Origin of the sequence: Fibrobacter sp. UWP2, from assembly GCF_900141705.1 — a bacterium.
Classification (GTDB): Bacteria; Fibrobacterota; Fibrobacteria; order Fibrobacterales; family Fibrobacteraceae; genus Fibrobacter.
In genome coordinates, this window is sequence record NZ_FQYM01000001.1 from 277,830 (window position 1) to 296,134 (window position 18,305).

15 protein-coding genes are annotated in these 18,305 nt (G+C 51.5%); 5 read left to right on the forward strand and 10 right to left on the reverse strand.

The genetic code is table 11. From position 1 onward, the window contains the following. The first annotated feature begins 914 nt into the window (after window positions 1-914). The 4 genes from BUB55_RS01220 (at window position 915) to BUB55_RS01235 (ending at window position 5,338) form a co-directional block, all read left to right on the forward strand. The gene (locus BUB55_RS01220) at window positions 915-3,047 is read left to right on the forward strand and encodes a DUF5906 domain-containing protein (RefSeq protein WP_073187465.1); all 2,133 of its coding nucleotides are present in this window, start codon (window positions 915-917) and stop codon (window positions 3,045-3,047) included. Between the two features lie 50 nt (window positions 3,048-3,097). Next, window positions 3,098-3,889, forward strand: a complete 792-nt coding sequence (locus BUB55_RS01225; protein WP_143152831.1) for a hypothetical protein — start codon at window positions 3,098-3,100, stop codon at window positions 3,887-3,889. A 74-nt stretch (window positions 3,890-3,963) separates the two neighbouring features. Further along, window positions 3,964-4,806: a hypothetical protein gene (locus BUB55_RS01230; protein WP_143152832.1), complete on the forward strand. Its 843-nt coding sequence runs from the start codon at window positions 3,964-3,966 to the stop codon at window positions 4,804-4,806. 154 nt (window positions 4,807-4,960) lie between these two features. After that, on the forward strand, window positions 4,961-5,338 hold the full coding sequence (locus BUB55_RS01235; RefSeq protein ID WP_073187470.1) for a hypothetical protein: 378 nt from the start codon (window positions 4,961-4,963) through the stop codon (window positions 5,336-5,338). A gap of 200 nt (window positions 5,339-5,538) precedes the next feature. Here the strand turns inward: BUB55_RS01235 and BUB55_RS01240 are convergent, their stop codons facing one another. The 3 genes from BUB55_RS01240 to BUB55_RS01250 are packed head-to-tail and all read right to left on the reverse strand — an operon-like array spanning window position 5,539 to window position 8,065. Beyond that, entirely contained in the window at window positions 5,539-7,092 is a 1,554-nt protein-coding gene (locus BUB55_RS01240) for a glycosyltransferase family 2 protein (protein WP_073187472.1), read from the reverse strand. Continuing rightward, window positions 7,089-7,727, reverse strand: a complete 639-nt coding sequence (locus BUB55_RS01245) for a hypothetical protein (RefSeq protein WP_073187474.1) — start codon at window positions 7,725-7,727, stop codon at window positions 7,089-7,091. The genes BUB55_RS01240 and BUB55_RS01245 overlap by 4 nt, the downstream gene beginning before the upstream one ends. Continuing rightward, a complete protein-coding gene (locus tag BUB55_RS01250; RefSeq protein WP_143152833.1) occupies window positions 7,724-8,065 on the reverse strand; it encodes a hypothetical protein in 342 nt (113 codons plus the stop codon). Before BUB55_RS01250 ends, BUB55_RS01245 begins: the two co-directional genes overlap by 4 nt. 28 nt (window positions 8,066-8,093) lie before the next feature. On the opposite strand from BUB55_RS01250, the gene BUB55_RS01255 reads away from it, so the two are divergent. Continuing rightward, window positions 8,094-8,360, forward strand: coding sequence for a hypothetical protein (locus tag BUB55_RS01255; RefSeq protein WP_143152834.1), 267 nt, complete (start codon window positions 8,094-8,096; stop codon window positions 8,358-8,360). Window positions 8,361-8,390: 30 nt separating this feature from the next. Here BUB55_RS01255 and BUB55_RS01260 read toward each other — a convergent pair whose 3' ends face one another. The 7 genes from BUB55_RS01260 to BUB55_RS01290 all read right to left on the reverse strand — a co-directional run bounded on the left by BUB55_RS01260 (window position 8,391) and on the right by BUB55_RS01290 (window position 18,298). Continuing rightward, complete coding sequence (locus tag BUB55_RS01260; RefSeq protein ID WP_073187478.1) at window positions 8,391-9,692, reverse strand: hypothetical protein; 1,302 nt, start codon at window positions 9,690-9,692, stop codon at window positions 8,391-8,393. 41 nt (window positions 9,693-9,733) lie between these two features. Next, window positions 9,734-10,525 carry a hypothetical protein gene (locus BUB55_RS01265; RefSeq protein WP_143152835.1) on the reverse strand — a complete coding sequence of 264 codons (792 nt, stop codon included), beginning with the start codon at window positions 10,523-10,525 and terminating at the stop codon, window positions 9,734-9,736. Window positions 10,526-10,628: 103 nt separating this feature from the next. Then, window positions 10,629-10,964: a hypothetical protein gene (locus BUB55_RS01270; RefSeq protein ID WP_073187481.1), complete on the reverse strand. Its 336-nt coding sequence runs from the start codon at window positions 10,962-10,964 to the stop codon at window positions 10,629-10,631. A gap of 15 nt (window positions 10,965-10,979) precedes the next feature. Further along, window positions 10,980-12,377, reverse strand: a complete 1,398-nt coding sequence (locus BUB55_RS01275; protein ID WP_073187483.1) for a hypothetical protein — start codon at window positions 12,375-12,377, stop codon at window positions 10,980-10,982. Between the two features lie 3 nt (window positions 12,378-12,380). Beyond that, complete coding sequence (locus BUB55_RS01280) at window positions 12,381-14,057, reverse strand: BspA family leucine-rich repeat surface protein (RefSeq protein WP_073187485.1); 1,677 nt, start codon at window positions 14,055-14,057, stop codon at window positions 12,381-12,383. A 27-nt stretch (window positions 14,058-14,084) separates the two neighbouring features. Continuing rightward, window positions 14,085-16,457 (reverse strand): hypothetical protein, encoded by a 2,373-nt coding sequence (locus BUB55_RS01285; protein ID WP_073187486.1) that lies wholly within the window; start codon window positions 16,455-16,457, stop codon window positions 14,085-14,087. After that, window positions 16,457-18,298 (reverse strand): portal protein, encoded by a 1,842-nt coding sequence (locus tag BUB55_RS01290; protein WP_073187488.1) that lies wholly within the window; start codon window positions 18,296-18,298, stop codon window positions 16,457-16,459. The genes BUB55_RS01285 and BUB55_RS01290 overlap by 1 nt, the downstream gene beginning before the upstream one ends. Between the last annotated feature and the right edge of the window lie 7 nt (window positions 18,299-18,305).

An 18,305-nucleotide genomic window follows, 5' to 3' on the forward strand; every position in this document is an offset into this window, starting at 1 on the left:
GGCATTTTTCGTCTACCGACGGCGTCCCTTGAAACCTACCAGCGCATAAGAGTCGAACCGACCAGAAGTTCTGGCCGGCTTTCTTTGTAAAGATGTAACTGTCACCGTTTCACAAAATTTTTTTTAAGATTTTTGTTGCTTTAGAATTTTTTTATGCTATATTTGGTTACAGCAAGGCGGTCCGACTCCGTCTTCGTGGCATAAGTCCAGGCGGTCCTGGCAGTGGCCATCAAGAATGGCCGAGCTCAATTAGCTCTCAATCCTCAAAGAACATAACAGACTTTAAACGACCATCTACCCAGTTAGTCGTCCGACCTTAAATATGGCAGTCCATAGTTAAGTCCGGGCAGCGGAGGGGTAGACCGCTGCCCGGTTTCTTTTAGGAGCCACGATGGAGAGCCTTGCCCAATCCTACCTGCCCAGCACGGGCGACAAGACGACAATAAACATTTACCGGTGTGACGGGGCCACCCAGGAGGACACCCTCCAGGAACAGCTTTTGAGGCACGGCCTTATAAAGTCCAAATGGACGCTTGACGATGATAAGCCAGGTACAGTATTCTACTGGTTTAGGCACGTCGCCGCCCGAGCATACAATATAACACACTTTATATTAAGCGAAGAAGGCCATTGCGGTATTTGCTACCATAGTATACTCAATAAGTTCTTCTACCAGAATTACCTACAGGAGCCGGTCCATCTAAAGGACAATATTTATATATAAGTCTGTAGCGACCGATATGGCTCACGCCCTGCTGGAACCCAGGGTTGTACGGGCTTATGATGTATTCAGGGGTTTCGACGAGTATGGTAGATGGGCCCAAGACAATACGCCTAATCAATGCGCTTCCAAAGGCTACTACGTTATAATCACGCAAGATTCAGCAAGCAGGCTGGTAAAGGAGATTTAAGGAATGACAGTAGACGAGTTTATTTACCTGTGCGACTACGCTGGACTTTTACCGAGCAAATTCGATGAACAGACGTGGACCCAGTCGATTGCCAAGTTTGTAGGCATCGGAGTCGACTGTGCCGACCTTATGAGCGAGACGGCCAAGTTCCCCGGTTCAAAATCCGACGTTAACACGACCTTGAAAAAATACAAGGAAGCCCTGAGGACATCCGATTCCACGGATTCCTTGGCTGTAAGCATCGATGCCAATAAGTTTGTGGCGATGTCAGACGATAAGAAGCGTAAGGAGTTCAAGGCCTACCTTAATTTCTGTGAAAAGACATTCTTCCCGGCATACATCTTCGACCTGAACCCCAGAGTGAGGGACTTCTTGGCCAAGAACTTCATGTTCACTTATGCCAACGATGGCAAGCGGATTGTGTATATGAGGAACTTGGATGCGCCTGGAACAATATGGCGGGAAGCAGCCAGCAGTGAAAACGCATTCTTACAGTTGCAGGGGTCGATGCGCAAAAAGTTAACCGGCCTCTTGTCGACTACGAACGAGTGCTCTACAGTATCCGTAATATCTATTCAGGATGGACAACCGGAAGTACAGGATGGCATACCATACTATAAATTGTACGAGTACTACGAGCAGAGCATAATGAAGGGTGTTTCGGGGACTCCTGCCAACGTAGATTATTTTAAGACAAAACTGCACGAATACATTGAAAACCTAAAACGCAGCTTTGAAAACAAGAAGTCTAAGAGCGAACTGTCTAGGGGACTCCAGAAGATACCTGAAATGCTTCATAACATGGATGTCGCAATGGATGAATACGGTTTTATCTACAAGGAGCAAATAGAACTTCCAGCCTTCACCAACGACCCGAATGAACCGGCTTTTATGTACTTCGACCTGAACAATATCGTGGAAGGACCGACACCCGACTTTGATGGTTTTATGGAGTCCGTTGTACCGGCTTGTCGAGAATCTTTGATGGCGGGTATATTTGCCACGTTCTTCGCCCAGTCGCACCTTAACCAGTACATTTGGATTGAGAGCCGAGGGGGTGATGGCAAATCAAGCCTATTCAACGCTATGGCAGAATATGCCGGTAAAAATCTTTCGTGTTCCCTTGGACAAACGCTTAATACGGAGTTCGGCCTTGAAAATGCCGTCGGAAAACGCATGGTTATCTTGAGCGACGTGAAAACCGGGCTCTCAGTAAAAAGCCAGTTGATACACAACCTGACCGGACACGATATAATTAGCATCAACCGAAAGAACAAGCCAATTATATCGGCAAGGCTTGACCCGATTTTGTGGATTGCGGCCAACAACCCGCCTGATGTGAACTTTGCGAACAGGAACGAGGCTCGCCGGTGCTTGTATATCAAAATGCAAGAACCGCCCATTGAAATAAAGAGGAAGTTCTACTTCACTGATGACAAGGGCAACTTGATTCTTGATGCCTCAGGAAAACCAATCAATAATGGCTACGACCTCAAAGGCAACCTTATCAAGGAAATGCCCCACATACTCTACAAGTGCCGAGAAGTGTTTAAACGGGTATGCCCACCACCTTACAGCGTTATCAAACAAACTACAGAACAATCTGCCCTTACGCTTGAAAACTGTGTCGACCTGGACGCCAATGAATGGTCTACTTATATCGAAGAAACGTTCGATTTTAGAAACCCCACAGCCAAGTTAAAAATAACAGAAATTCAGGAAGCCATACGCGAAACACGCTTAAACCACGGTGAACGCTCTGCTATTTCAAACTACCAGAAGGGAGATATCATCCAGCTTCTAGTAAACGGCTACAAGTGCTCCAAGAAGAAGGTCAAAGGTATCCGGTACCTTGAAGGAATCAGCATTGCCAATACCTCCGTTATATCATGGGCAAAGTCGGCCAATCTGCAATGCACGGCAGCACCTACAGAAATGTTGCAGAACCTTTATGATGATTATAAGCAATGGTGCCACGAGTGCGGAGCCTACGCCAAGTCCAGAGATATTTGGCTCAATGGCCTACGCAACGTCTTCCCCAACCTTATTACTGCCGTCGATAATAAGAACGAACTTATAAATCTAGAGTATTGCCCGGCGTTCAACACGTTTACCCCAGTCTCGAAGGTCGTATGATATTCCTCTGTAAACCCAACCAGTTCAGCAAGTACATGCACTTGGCTTCCATGAGCAACGAACAGTGGAACGAACTGCTCGAGCATCCGCCCGTGTTTAGCGATAAGAGCAAGGCGCCACTGGCCATCTATGGCTCGATGGTCCGGGACCCTGAACCGGTCTCCGAGACCGTGCGTCGACCGAGGTGTACAGGGGCAAATGTGGAGCATTTAGACTGCTTGCAATTAGATTTCGATAACGGGTTCAGCATCAGGGAATTTGCGGAACATTATGCAAAGTGGAGGTGGACACTTTATACGTCCTACTCTTATGGGTATAAGGAAGGAGACCGCTTTCGGGTGATTTTACCTCTGCAATCCAAAATGCCTTGCCACGTCCTTAATAATAGGCGAGTCAAGGCCAATCTTGCCTGGCACTTCCCTCACGTCGACCAGTGCTGTTTTGATAGAGGCCATTGGCAAATTTTGCCATGTGTTCGCTCAAAAGGCGCCCCATACCAATACCTGCGAAACAAAGGCGAACTCTGGGGTGGCGATGACTTCTGGAAGGAATACGAATGCTGGGTCAAGGACGATGAAATCGAGTTTGCACGCCGGGCCGAAAAGGCAAAGGAACTTACAAAAACTGTCAATGTCGAAGAACTAGTTTCCCAGCTGGAAGATGAACTGAATATGATTCCTGTCGGTGCCGGTCAGAGGTATAATAGAGTGAAGCACCTGCTCGCCAAATACGTACATAAAGGTCTTGGTGAAGCCGTATTGTCTGTGCCGTGTCCGTGGTCCGATAAGAAGTGGCAAAGACAATGGCCCGGCCTAGTAAATTGGGCGGCAACGATTACTTAAAAAAGTTGTTGCCACGCGAAGTTTAAAATGCTATTGGTATAACAGAAACAAAAAACGATAACAAGGAGTAAACTATGTCAATGTTTCTCGCACCTGCCGCATCTGCAAGCGGCGAATTTAACCTGCTCGAAGACGGCTGCTATGAAGCCGTCTGCGTGGGCCTCCGTGGCTTTATGGGAACAAAATATCAGAGCGACCAGCCTGAACCTAAAATGCAGTTTGTATTCCAGGTCCAGGATGATGAAGGTCGGCTCCACTATCTTACCACAAAGCCATTGACCAACACCATCAACGACAAGAGCAATCTCTTCAAGGTGCTCAATGGTCTCACCGGATACGGCCTCGACAAGTTCCCGGTCGGTTTCGATTACAGGGTTCTGGTCAATGCAGAAAAAACATTGAAGTGTCAACTCACCATAAAGACGGTGGCATCCAAGAAGGACCCCACCAAGCAATTCAACGAAATCGACGGTTATCTTAAGGCCAAGAAAGGGCAGAAGACTACATTCGTTGCCGACGACAAGGCCCCTGCATGGCTCAACCAGAATGTCATCGAAACCTGTTGGATGCCGGGTCTTGGATTCCAGGAACAGAAGGTTCAGTTCGGCGCACCCACTGAACAGAAACCGCAATTCATTCCCACCAATACCACGCAGGTAAATGCCGGCGATTTCTTGGGGCAGTCGCCCATGCAGCAAGCCTGCGGAACCAATGTGGCTCCATCTGAATGTGCCGTGGCTCCGTTCCCGACGGCGCAGGAAGTGGCACAAACACCGGCTACCCAGCCGTCCGCTTATGTGGCGCCGCAGCCCAAGCAGACTTATGTTCCGCCTGCCGCCCCGGCCCCGCAGCCGACTTGGCCGGCCCCGCAGAACCCGGTCGTGGAAGTCGACGACGGAGATTCATTGCCTTTTTAAGACAAACTAACCCAGTATAACCTCGTGCCCCGCCCGGTTCTATACTGCTGCTTCTTTGAGGGCGGGGGCATTTTTTTAAAAAGGAGTTTAATATGTGTACAACTACAATTGTATTAATCAATAAGTGGGCCGAGAAGACCAAGGGGAAAAAGAAATGAATGAAGTCGAAGAGGTCAGATACCTCACGGATTTACTCTTAAGTGCGACCCGCTGGATACGCCCAGATGAAGACTCTGCAACGGGGTTGGAACTCGAAATCCAGGACCGCATCAATAGGCTTACCAGCGTGCCCACTGACCGCCTCGTTGGGCCGGAAGAACCGGTGGAGATAAAGCCCACATATTTTGCGCAGAAGAAATACTGCGAAAACAAGGTGCGTGTTTCGTGGACCGATGAGGAAGGCAAGACCCACAGGTCTTGGTTTGACAGGGAATTGTGCAAACAGATTCCGATTGCAGCCGGGTGTTGCACGAAAATGAAGTGGGTGCTAAAAGAACCGAAAGAACTGGACCAAGAGCAAACAACGGAATAATGCGCAGGCCGGGCGGGAATGGTTTCGCTTCCGGTCTAGCCATGGGTTCAACGCCCGTGCCGCCCGGCCACTTATTCACACACTTGCCGAATTTTGAAAAATTTGGCCGAAAAAATGTTGATAGATTGTTAACATAATGTTTGGAGAACACAATGAAGCTTAAGCATATTGCCAAATCGGCGGTCGCAAGCTCACACCCTTTAGGGCGTGGGTAGTTGACTAAGGTCCATACCGGCATAGATACGTCTATGCCCGACACAGTCACTGACCGTTAAGTTATCGTTACCGTGCGCCCGGGCCCAATGGTCCGGGCCTTTGTATCGGCAGTGTAACAGGCGCACACGTTCATCATCAATTTTAATTCCGTTCACGCCACAGCCGTTCACGATATGCCCATCACAAGTGAGTGCATAGGCATGGCAAGAATGTTTTGGGACGTGCCCACCCGCCGGGTTTTCCCAGGTCTCTTGATAATGTACAGGGCCATCACGCCTGACGATGCACTTGATGGTATCGTCGCCAAGTTTCATGAACTGCCTGCTTAGTCCGGGGTTTTCTACCTTACAGTAGTCGAGCACACTACCTTTTCGTTCCTTACTGAAATCGAGCGGGAAAAGGTGGCGCCATCTTATTGCAAGCATTCCCAAGTGCGGTAACTTCTTTTGATAGTAGTCGAGCATTTCCGCCACGTTCTTGAACTTGCCAAGGTCGAGGTATTCGTCGTCGTCAATAGGCATTATCCATTCTGCTTGCGACTGGTAATTAACGTATCTATCATACAATTTGTATTGTCGTGGATGTCCTTCTACCAATTCATAAGTAACTCGGTCACCAAAACTTAAACACGCCGCCTTAACTCCAATATCACTCTCGTTGTCGAATACGTGTATGCGGTCAAACCCGCACCTGGACAGGTGCCAGTCCAACCACTCCACCATGTCCTTTGCGTTCATGTGCTTTGCCAAGAGCATAGCCTCGGTCTTGTACCGGTATGTTCTAGGATACTCTATGGCCTTCGAGAACCGGCGGGGCGATACAGGCACGTTGCATATATAGTAGTACTCGTCGTGGTTCTGGTATTTGGGCACCGGTTCGACCTTGCCGTGCGCACAATAGTTCATGTATGTAGACTGAATAATTTGTATCGATACCGGGAACAGCTTTACACCGACAGCACTGTATAGCAACTTGTGGAGGACCACCTCGTCTAATCGGGTCTTACCAAGAGCCAGAACCTGGCTCCATGTATCTTCCAGTAGTTTCAGTACCGGTTCGGTCTTCCTCAGCATCATGAAGGCGCACCCGATGGAACCCTTCCAGAATGTCTGATTGTGTTCGTCTATGAACTGCTTGACCCGGTAAATTTCATCATCGTCGACGCGGCGCAGCCTGTTCTTGAACACGTCCATCTTCTGTTCATCATTTGTATAGCTTGTGAGCATCGGAGCATAGTCTGCACCAGAATCGATGAACTCAGCTACGATTGGTTCAAGGCTGTCGTTGATTTGAACGGACGCATCCACGACGATAACAATGTCGGTCTTGGCGTACTTCCACGGGTGGTACCTGACAAAGTACGAGTCGTGTATCGGGTCCTTGCCGGGCAGGTCCTTGTCCTCGACGAACCTCCACTTGGACTTGCCCTCCGGCACTTTGTCCGAGACATAGATGTATTCGGCGTTAGGGTCGGTGACTCGTGGTTCCCGGACCGGTTCGTAGCCTTTGAAATTGAATGATAAGACAGTGTACTTCACTTCTTCTTCCTCTTTTTCTGCTGCTTAGTTGGCACCGCATCGATAAACCCGTTTCGCTTTCTAAAAACTGCCTCTGATACTGGAGTTACAAAAGTCTCTTTGCATTGCGCACAATAATCTTCGTACTCTTGTAGAGCACGGCGATTTTTGAGGTATACTGTGGCTAGTTCTTTGTATGGTTTTATATGTCGGTGTATATAACCGTTATATGGTCGCTCGTGTGTAATAATCGGGTTCAATGCTGACTCGGGAACCATATCAGCCACCAAGGTCCCGTTTTCATTGACGCCGTTTATGTCTACTGATTCGATGCGTTTCTTGATTTCTTCAAATTTACGGTTTACAAGAAGTGTGCGACACGACCAGGCTACACTTTGCACGTTCTGGAAAAACGTATGCTTTTTGCTGTAAGGGGCAATATTTGACGAACCCCCACGAATCTTGCGTAGAACATTAATGACTACATATAAAGTCATTTCTTCAATAAGTTCATTAATTTCTTCGTGGTTAAATCGTGGTAATCCATACCGCTTTGTAAATAGCATTATATAGGTGGCGAGCGTGGCCGCCCTCCACAAATTTTGCATTGCTGTTTCGTTCGGGTTTAGAACAAACTTTTGCTTGGACTTCATCATAGCAGCATCCCCTGCGCAATGTACAGCTCGTTCTGTTCATAAGCCGACAGCTCGTGCCAGTCATGGACGCGCTCTTCCAGGTACTCTGGGGTCACGTCCATTTCGGCAACCTGGCCAATGAAGAAATCGCCACCATCCAGCTCTTCCGAGGCCCGGCAGGCCTTGACATAGTTGGCCGTGGCCCCAACCTCGAACAGCCTGTCCGCATCTGGCTCGACCAACCGGGCGAAGACGACCCACTTCTTCTTGGTTACGGAACCGGCCGTGAGAAGGCGGCGGGTCTTTACTAGGAAATGCCCTATCATACAACCATAAATGATGCAAGACAAATATTTCATACGATTAAACTATGCTATATTAAAAGTTATGGCCAAGCACGTTACCAGAATTGTCATCTACGTTATCGTGGACGTTCTTCTCTTTATTTATCTTCTGAAGGGCGATGCCTTCAAGGGCGAGCTCTTTCAAACCTTATTTGAAATCTTCATCATAATAATGGTCATCCGGGGGCAAGCCTACTACGTCTTGGACTACCTATACGAATGGAAAGCGTATTGGAGAGAGACATACAAGGAAGTGAAAGAGCTTCGCAAGGAAGTGGCCGGTAAGGAAGACAAAGAAAACCTCCCGTGAGTCCGGGAGGCTTTCTCATGTAATTAACTATTACAGGTCCGATAGGTTCATCCATTGCAGGTAACCAGAACTGTTAATGGCGAGTACCTTACCAGCATCATCTGTCGGATCAAACCACGGCAATTCTGGATCAACACGAAGTCTACCGGAACTTGTGAAGGATATACCGCTACTTGGCGCAAGGTTGAATTTGATTTTTGCGGTAGCGTCTGTGGATATCACAACTTTAGCGTTGACGGCAACCAGGGGGTCGCCAACCGCGACATTGTTTGTAGTATCCCATGCGTATAGCTTGGCATAAGTGGTGCCGTTAGCTTTTAGGCCGGCTTGTGCCAAAGCATATTCAGTGCTGTTGGGGAAAAGACCAAACGCCCCAGTCCACATGTTAGCCTCATACCATAGGCCGTCAATACTATTTGCGCCCTCGACAAGCGTTTTGGTGTCGGCTATTGCACCCGTCTTTAAGTTATAACCAGACACAATTTCTTTCCAACCGTAACCAGAATTGCTACCGAAAGCTAACCTTATTGGTAAGCCAGCCTGTGCGGCAGACGCTGTAATTGTAAACGTATCCTGAGAGGTTCTACTAGCGGCTCCAGCAACGTTTAAATACACTTTACAAGTGTTTCCTTGCTTTATGTTGTCTGTGACGCCGATTGCCGGCGACGTGCTACCGGAGAGCCAAGTATCAGATACCAGCAAATCGTCGGAAACCACAAATCCTTTTCCCAACTTAACGGAAATTACCTTATTTAGGCTGTATTCAGAGATATTGATTCCGTCACCAGCTATGTAGGGTTTTCCAGCACTCGGTGCCGCCCATTCCGGGCCATTGCTGCCAATGGTCAACACGTCACCCTGGCTTGCACCACTAGTCTCCGGGACCGGGTTGGCGACCTGCACACCGACAACTGCGTTGTTGTCGATTGTCTCGACAAAAGTGCCGTTACTATTCTCGACGATTGTGTCGTAGTCGAGCATAACCCCGCCGGAGTCGTTAAAACTGATGCCACCGGACTCGTCACGGAAAATGCTAATTTCGCCAAGGCCGTTAATATCAATGCCGTCACCGGCAGTATAGCTGGAACCGCCCTGAGCTTCCGCCCATTCCACGGCCGGCCCGCCAGCGTCGTACACGGCGGTCAGGACCTTGCCATTGTCGTTCTTGGTCACCTGGGGAACTTGCCCGGATGCACCGGCAATGGCACGGGCCACGCCGTCAGACGTGACGGTGTTGAAACTGTTAACGGTCGGGGTCGTGTCGAAGACGAGCTCCGAGATGGTCTCGGACTGGAACTTCGGGTCTTCGGAATTGATAATTTTATTAATCATTGCCTACTCCAATAGAGGGTGATTTTCTTCATTTTTTAAAACTACACCGGGTAAACCATCGCATCAACCCGATCAAGCAATTTATTCAAAGGGGCCGTAAATTCTTTTCCATAATTTTTATCAAGTTCATCGGCAATACCACTCAACGACACCCGTTTACCATCATGAGTAGTATATGCTATCTCGTTTGTCGACATCACTCTCTTCACTGCTTCCGGATAGTCCTTGCCAAGGTCAATGAAAAAATCGTTACCGAGCTTCCCACTCTGCATCACATCGTACACCTCGGCTGTGTTCATGTTCTTCAATGCCGGATGCTTATCGACAAACTTGCTGAGCGACTGCAGTGCTTCTTCCGGGTACCTATTGGCGAACCTGTTTGCAATCGGGTTTTTGAGAATGTTATAGATGGCCTTGGCTTCGGCAGTCTTGCCGGCCTTCACCAGTCCCACCAGCCCCGCCTTGATAATGCCTCCGCCCGGGAGCATATCGAGTGCGCCCGGCTTGTTGCCAGTTGCTGCCGTGCCTACTGCTGCACCGGGGCCGGTAAAGCCAAGAAGGATATCGCCAACGGAATTGCCAGTGCCTTCACCGATAATAGCTTCCGGCACGGCTTCGGCAATGTTTTGCAGGCCCCGGTTGAGTTGAGGATTGCTTAAAGTACGGTAAACGATGTTGTCAGGTTTCTGCTCAGGTTCGACAAGGTTGTACGTGTCTCCCGGCCACAACTGGGCAGGGGCCTTCACGGCAGGCTTGGCACCGGCACTGTCGAGCAATGCCCGGGCACGACCGGCCCAGTCAATATCGAGAACGTCCCTGGAACTCATCGCCATTACAAGCCCCTCCATGTATCGTTTCTGTCATCGTCGTCGTTAAAGGAAAAGTACCCGCAAACTAGGACTAGCACAATAAATCCAACTGTAAATACTGCTGCCATTACTTGGCCTCCTTGAGGTCATGCAGCAGTTCGATGGCCGAGTCCAACTTTGTGCTCAACTTGGCCAACTCGGTATTGAGTACACTGAGCTGCATCTGGTGGTCGTCCAAGCCCGTCCGGAGGAACTGCACGTCCTCTTTTAATCGGGCGTTCTCCCACGTTAAACGCTGAACAGAGTCATGCAGGCTCTGGCTATCAGCGTCCCGTTTGGCGGTCGTTTCAGCCCGTTCTGCCTTGACCTTGGCCAGCTCGGTCCAGACCTTTAAAAGCCCGGCACCGGCGGTCAGAAACAAGACCACCGCACCAACGAGCATTTTCCAGAGTTCAGGTGTCATTTTCTGCCGCCTCCATTATTGGTACGAATACGCGTACTTGCCCTTGAGCAACAGGTATATACCGTTACTAGTCGGTGCTGCGTTTGGAATCATGAATCGGACACTGGCATCGAGTTCGAGCCATTCACCATACGGTGCACCCGTGTCTACCAGGAAGCGATGGGCTTCCTGGTTCTGTGGCATATTGCTTGACGGCGTCGATGGGTTTACATGGAACTTGAATCCATACTGGTCGGGTATTATCGCCGTCGTATAAGGGTCGTTGCCGTCGTAGTACCATAATGAGTTGGTGTAGTCGTATGTATTTCCGTTCTTATATTTATAACAATTTTGGACCTGGTACGAGCCTAACTTAATCTTGCCGGTTTCGCTCGCGTACGAATGGTTGATGCGGATGCGAATAGCTTCGTCGGCGTTGCCCCAGTCAGAAAAACCCTTCAGGTGTACGTGCACTCGCCAATTACCCCAGTAGTAGTCGAGGTCGTAGTTGTTGGCGAGCGTGTCCCACGTGATGCAGTCGTTTACAACGCTTTCGTGCATCGTGTTGGCGATTACGGTCGTATCCTGGGCGCCGGGCCCGATTGATATACGGGTGCCTGCGGTTAGTTTCTTCTGCATTTCGTTGCACGTTACAAAGTGCCCGTTGCTGTCGATGTAGAGCGGGGTCGTGTCGTCGCCCTTGCCGGCACCGTTGTTGATACCGGAGTCGAGCAGGCCCTTGTACGGCCCCATCACAAGGTGCCCCTTAGTTACGTTGTCTGCTTTCAGCAGTGCGTAGCCTTCCGGGTCATCGCTGTCGATAAGCAACGTGGCCACCCGCGACGCCTCGCTGTCGCCGTAGTTGAGCTTCTGCACAAGGCTGGTGCCAGATGCCGTCGCGAGGTTCACGGTCGAGTTCGACCAATTTCCAGAGCTGTCGACCGAGGCAATCTTTACGGAGGCGCCGTCAGACACGACGGACGCGAAGTTCGCGTAGGCTCCGTAGCGGGTCACCTCGCGCAGGTAGGCAACTGTGGAGTAATAAGTTCCGGGAATCAGCGTTAACACTTCCTTGCCTGCATTCTTGGCTGCGGAAATTTCCGCAACCGTGGCCACCCCGTATTCAGCAAGGAACACGTCGTTAGTATCCGTAGCGCTTATCACGTTGTTCAAAATAGTGATGTTGGAACCAGCCGTAAGGACGTCCTGCTTTCCAGCAAGGTCCGTTTGTGTCGCGTAGACGCTTAGGTCCGGCTGGTCAATCCATTCAATACCTGTCGCGGACGAGTTGACCGCCAGTATATCGCCGGCATGCCCGGTCTTTGCAGGCAGGTCCTCGACGCCGATGTTACTGCGGGCCCGGGCCTGTTCACTCGGCGTAACGTAGCCGGTCTGGTCCGCATTGAAAAGTACTTTTTTAATCGCTTCTCGCATAAATTACCCCGCTGCGTTACCGCCCCAAGACTGCGGAATCTGGTCAAGGTCCCCGGCGATTGCCGGTGTGTTGATGCCGTAATTCTTGAAGCATCCGTAGTGCCTCGTTATGTTCGGGTTTGCGCTCAACTGCTGATACAGAGGCAGACAGGACTCGGTCATGTTAGAACAGTTCTCAAACATGTTAGAAACGTCCGTCGCACTTGTATAGTCTAGGTTCGGGAGTGTCGTCATAGACAGGCAACCCCTAAACATGGAAGGCATGCCTACCAGTTGACTCGTATCCATTGTAGGTATCTGGTTAGACGGCAGCGACTGGCAATCTCCAAACATGGCAAATGATTGTTGTATCGGTCCGCTAAACGTGATCGGACAAATACTTTCCAGCCTCGTACAGCCATTGAACATTGCAACAGTATCCTGAACATTAATGGTCCCGGCGGCAACAACAGCTATCGTGTTGGCCGGTAGACGGAACTGTTGTTGCCTCGGCGAAATGTCGTAGTAATAAGGATCGGAGCCGCCCAACACTTGTTTAGAACTCGTTATATAGTCGGCTACGGATAATACAGCCTCGCCGTCAGTATGCACACGGACTGTGTTGACGGACGGATTGTCCGTTATGTACTTACAACCAAGTACTCGAGCCACGACTTTTGCAGGGTCCTCCCAAGTAGCCGTGCTGGCACCGGAACTATAATGTGCCTGCAGAATATTGTTGTTGTCGCCTGCCGTGATGTCCGGCAGTCCACTGCCGCTTCCACCAGTGGAACTGATAACGTTGTTCTCAATCGTTATGTTGTCACCTGGAATCAGTTTTTCCTGATATGTCTCGGCAGCCTCGTCCTTGGAAAGTACACCACTAGGAATATAAGGGGCGCCCGAGTAGACCCTGTGAATATCGAGGTCAACCAGCTCGAAGGCACCGGCATTGACATCCTGACCGTTTATCTTCAATACCAGTTCGGCATCGTCTTCAACGGCTACATCAAACGACACTTCAAACTCTTGGGAAAGGCCCATGGAGTAATCGACAATTTCCTTCTTGCTGCACACCGAGGTAAGAGGCGTCGCGTACATGTAAAAGTCGATTGAAACCTGGTCGTAGTTAGGGCTGATGCCGGTCTTGGTCGCACGGATATGCGAGGTAACGTGGTAGTACTGGCCACCCGTCAGCAGCACGCCGTACGTGCCGACTTCCATAGTGCCTTCAACCACGGTCGGCTTGTAGTAACCGTCCTCGATGGTCGCACCCGAGCATTCGATGTACCCGAGCAGTTCCGGGTCGTCCTCGACGTGCGCGGTAAGGTCGAACGTGACCTTGGAACCACTTACGCTCCTGTCGACCCCGATGGACCCGTCAGAGGAAATAACGTCAACGATGTTGCCTGCTCCGCCACCGCCCGCGCCCGGATACAACGGCTGCTGCGTGTAGAGCAGTTCCCCGCTGGGCAGGTAGACCTCGAGCCTGTACGGGATACCGTCCTCGACAATCATCGGGGCGCGGCCATTGTTGTCGATGACAATCTTGGCCGGGGCCAGTGTGCCGGTGAAATCGTAGTATACTTCGGCACGGTCGTCCGTGTCCATACGGAAAACTTCACACCAGCCGGATACGTTATTCACGCCTGCCCTGTTCTGGAATTGCAGGCACGGATCAAGTAAGTATGCAAGAGCCATCGCTAACCTCTCGATTACGAAACTACACTAGGGGAACCTGGTGATGCCGCCCGGAACGTCCATGATAGGCAAGTCCCATGTGAGGCACAGGTACTCGGTAAACTGGTTGTTGGCATCTTCATCCATCAGGTCGGACGGCACGGGAAGGCCGGCGGACCAGCCGAAGGCTACATTCCTTGGATATGCGCTCTCGCCGATACTGGCCACAACCTCGGCCATGCAGTCCTCGCGGCCGTCCCCAGCCTGTGCCATCTCGGGAATGTCCTGCGACAGTGTAATCTGGTATGGCGCCCAGGCGTTGAAAACGTTGTCGGAAATTATCCATTGCTGGCCGACCATTGACGGGGAGCTTTTCTTTTCTTGCGAGAACGTAGTCGCGTTGGAGATGCGAGCCGGTTTCACCACCGGGCAGTCGCCGGTGTTGCCACTGTACTCCCACGGCCCGCATACAGGGTTCATGAAGTGCGTGAATGCATACGGGTGCTCGCGGAGCATCTTGACGCCACCGGCACCTCCGCTGAAATCGTTGTTCAAAATACGGCACACGCCGAACTTGACGTTCCCGGCCATGTCAGTGCGCGGCTCTGTCGGAGAGAACACGCCCGTGAACCATATCCTACCACTGCCCTGCAAGTTGTTGCGCTGGAAGTCGAGCTCGTACCAGTACGAGGAATTTTCCTCGTATGGATACATGTCGATGAGCACGTCGCCTACGCAGTTGTGGCAGTACAGACGGTTGAGCCTCCACCTTGTGGAACCGGCAAGGCGCACGTTCTGGAACACCACGTTCTTGGACTTGGTGTAAGGCTCGCTGACGCCGAGGAAGCCAAGGAAGGTACCTCCGGAAATGTTCAGCGCCGTAGTGGACACGTCTACGGCCGGGTTGCCGGCCATGGTGATGTCACAGTCGCGTGCCACGAGCTGGGCAAGGCCGGAGGGAGCGGCGGGGAAAGTCAGGAGGCAGTTCTCTGCAAATAGAGCACAGTCCGTAGCGTTCACGCTAACGGAGCCGACAACGTTGTACAGGTTGCAAGCCGAGCCGTACACGAAGATTTCGCCGTTGACGGAGCCGTTCCGTAGCCCGGTAAAGCCGTTGGTGGCGTTCAAGTAGATGCTGTTCGACAATGTACGGCCCTGCAAGTCAATGACAGTCGTAGGATAGACATTGCCCATGCGAGTCTTGCGCTCGGTAGCCACGGCTACGAAGTTGTCCGGACTCTCGAACCAGTCAAGGTCCGGGGCCATGTCGTACTGGGTGTGGTGTCCCTCGACAATACGGCCCGGGTCGAACGTCCCGGTCGTAATGAGGTTCTTGTCACCGGCCATGCTCATGAACCTGACGTAGTCGAGCGTACGGGAGAATACCCGCCCCTCGACGGTGCAGTTCTGCAGGCCGATGTAGGCATTGGACTGGTATGTCAACGGGAGCCTGTTGGCGCCGATGATTACCTTGCCCTCCAGCGACAGGGCATACTTCACGACGGAGTTCCCGAAATAGTTCGTCGGGTCGATTAACAGCGTGCTTGCGCCGCTGAGCAGGAAGGCGTTGGCCGTCCTGAACCAGCTAGAATGAGCCGTGACGTTGGCGCCCGTGAACTCGAAGTCTGCGATGTAGTCGGCAGACGGGTTGAACAATCTGATGTTCGGGCAGGCGAAGGTGGCCTTCGGGAACTTGGCGCCCTTGTCGAAGCACAGTTCCTTGGGAGTGGAGAACCTGACCTCGCTCTCGTAGGTGCCTGCCAAGAAACGCACGCAAGGTGCGGTCTTGAGCAGGAAAGAGCCGACCACGTCCGGGTAGTTCAGGAGCAGGTTCATGTTGGCTTCTTCACCGGCAGTGACACCGTAGACGCTGCAAGGAAGAACATCGTCAGACCACATCAGTATCCATCGCCCGGAATCGGAATTGTTGCTCCTTACCACGTAGCCGCCGTCTTCCTCGTTCTGGGCCAGTTCGTCCCAGACGTACGTGCGGGGCACGCAGTCGCCCGGCGTGGAATACCACCTGACCTCGACAATGCCGATGGCAGGGTCTGCATCACGGAGCCCTTCCATATCGCCAACACGGACCACGTTCAGGCCGGAGAAGTCGTAGTCGAGGCCGTACTCGAAAATATCGAGCTGTTCAAAGTCCTCGTCCGGGCTGTCGATGGCCATCATGCCTTCGGCACCGATGTACTTTTCCACCACAAGGTCGACAAGGCCGACCTCAGTGAACAGTGATGCATCGACATAGCCGCCGTGAATCAGGGTCGGGTTCTCGGCCTCGACAAAGTCCTGACCTTCCAGGGTGTACACGGGAATAATCACCGACGAGCCGTGTTCACGGACGGTGAGACGCCCTTCCACCGGAAGGCCGGTGGAACGGTCGATAAACGGTTCGTTTACTATGCACATCTTCATTATGCGCTACCCCCGAAAATCTTGCTTGCCATATTGATGCGGTTCGTGAGTTCCTTGTTCTCCAGGTCCATCCGGTACTTCTCGGCCTTGTGGTCGAGGTCCATCTGTTCGGACTCGGCCTTGATTGCGGCAGACGTTGCCTCGGACTGGACCTTGATACGGTCGCGTTCCGCATCGACTGCGGCCTTGTCGGCATCGGCACCCTGTTGCAGCTGGGCATCCAGAATCTTGTCCTCGATGCCGAACTGGTGTTCAAGTTCCATCTTCTTAATCTGGAATAGCTTGTCCTTGTAAGTGTTCTCGATTTGCTTCTTGTACTCTTCGAGCTGGGCAGACATCTGCTGTATCTGCATGTTCTTGTCGTAAAGGGCCTGCTTCATCTGCATTGCGACATTCTGCATCTCCATTTCCATCGGAGTCGGAGCTTGCATAGAATTGAGGTCGACATAGAGCTGGGCAAGGATTTCATTGTCAGGATGCGTCCTGAGGATTGCATTGACAAGGGCGCCCTTCTGGTTCGGCTCGACCACGCCCATCAAGGCCGTCAGTTCCTGACGGGCCGTCTGCATTTCCATATAGCTTTCCGGTCCTTGAGCAATTTCCACCTTGATATCCGGGTGGCCGAGCATCACCATGACCGTGTCACCGAGAGCCTTGAAGCTCGTACGGAGGTGGCTGAAATAGTGCTTCACGTTGTTCTGGAATACCTTGCTCGTGTAGAGCACGGCAGTCGCCGTGACTTCGGTTTCGACATTGGCGAGGCCCTTGCTGTCCACGCCCGTAATCGAAGACATCATGTTCAGTGTACCGTCCATGATGCCTTGCAGGTCCGTGAACTGGATGTTCACGTCGGAACGCTTCGGGAGTTCGAGAATGGTCGTGCCGTCGTTGGCAAGACGCTGGGCAGGGACAATCGGGTTCACGCCGGAACCGGCCTTCTTGTAGTACTTGGAATAGCCCTTGAAGCTTTCCATGTAGCCGACCCACTGCGGCTTCGGGGAAAGTGCAAGACGGTCCATTAATTGGACCATGCTGTAATTTACAATCCTCTGAACATCTTTAGCTTTCGATACTAAGCCGCAGTATGTCTGCTTGTCGTTTTCATCCCAGGTCCTCTCTCCCCAGACAGGAAATATCGGTATTCTATGGATTGGGATAACGTCCTCGCCTTCCGCCATCGGTACTTCACGGTCGTTGACGAACGTCGCGACATGGCACCCGTCTTGTTCAAGCCAGTAGTATGTGATAATCGGAACGAGCTCGTTACAGGTCGCATTCTCTATAATCATCTTCTTGTTTTCGTCAGGCACAAACTCGTCGCCCATGTGGACACGGACCCAGTCACGTGACCTGTAATCGACCAGCCCGCCTTCCATCATATCACCGCCATCGAGTTCGGTCGAATCAGGGTCCAGGAGAACTCGTTCCAGGTCGTTCACCGCGTAGATGACCGGCACGGTGTTGCCCGCCACGTCAATGTCGGTTCCGAGTGCAAGCACGCCCAAACCGAACGAGACTGTGTCCAGCAGGGCCTCTTCCGAGGCGAACCTGTTGGAGTCCACGTTGAAGAACTGGTCCACTTCACGGTCAACATCGGCGTTGCCGGTGAACCAGGTGAACGGGAAAGTGCTGTAGCTGTTCGAGACGCTGTGGCACTGGTTGCTGAGCACGTTGACCGTGATACGGTTACGGCTCGGGTCGATGAAGTTGTCATCCGCCGAGGTCCATTGCTTGGCGCCACTCATGAAGGCACGGTCAACCTTGATTCTCTCGTGCAGGGAAGCATAGGCTGCCTTGCTCTTGGATGCGAACTTCTTAAACTTTTCCAACTTGTCGGTCATGCTAAAC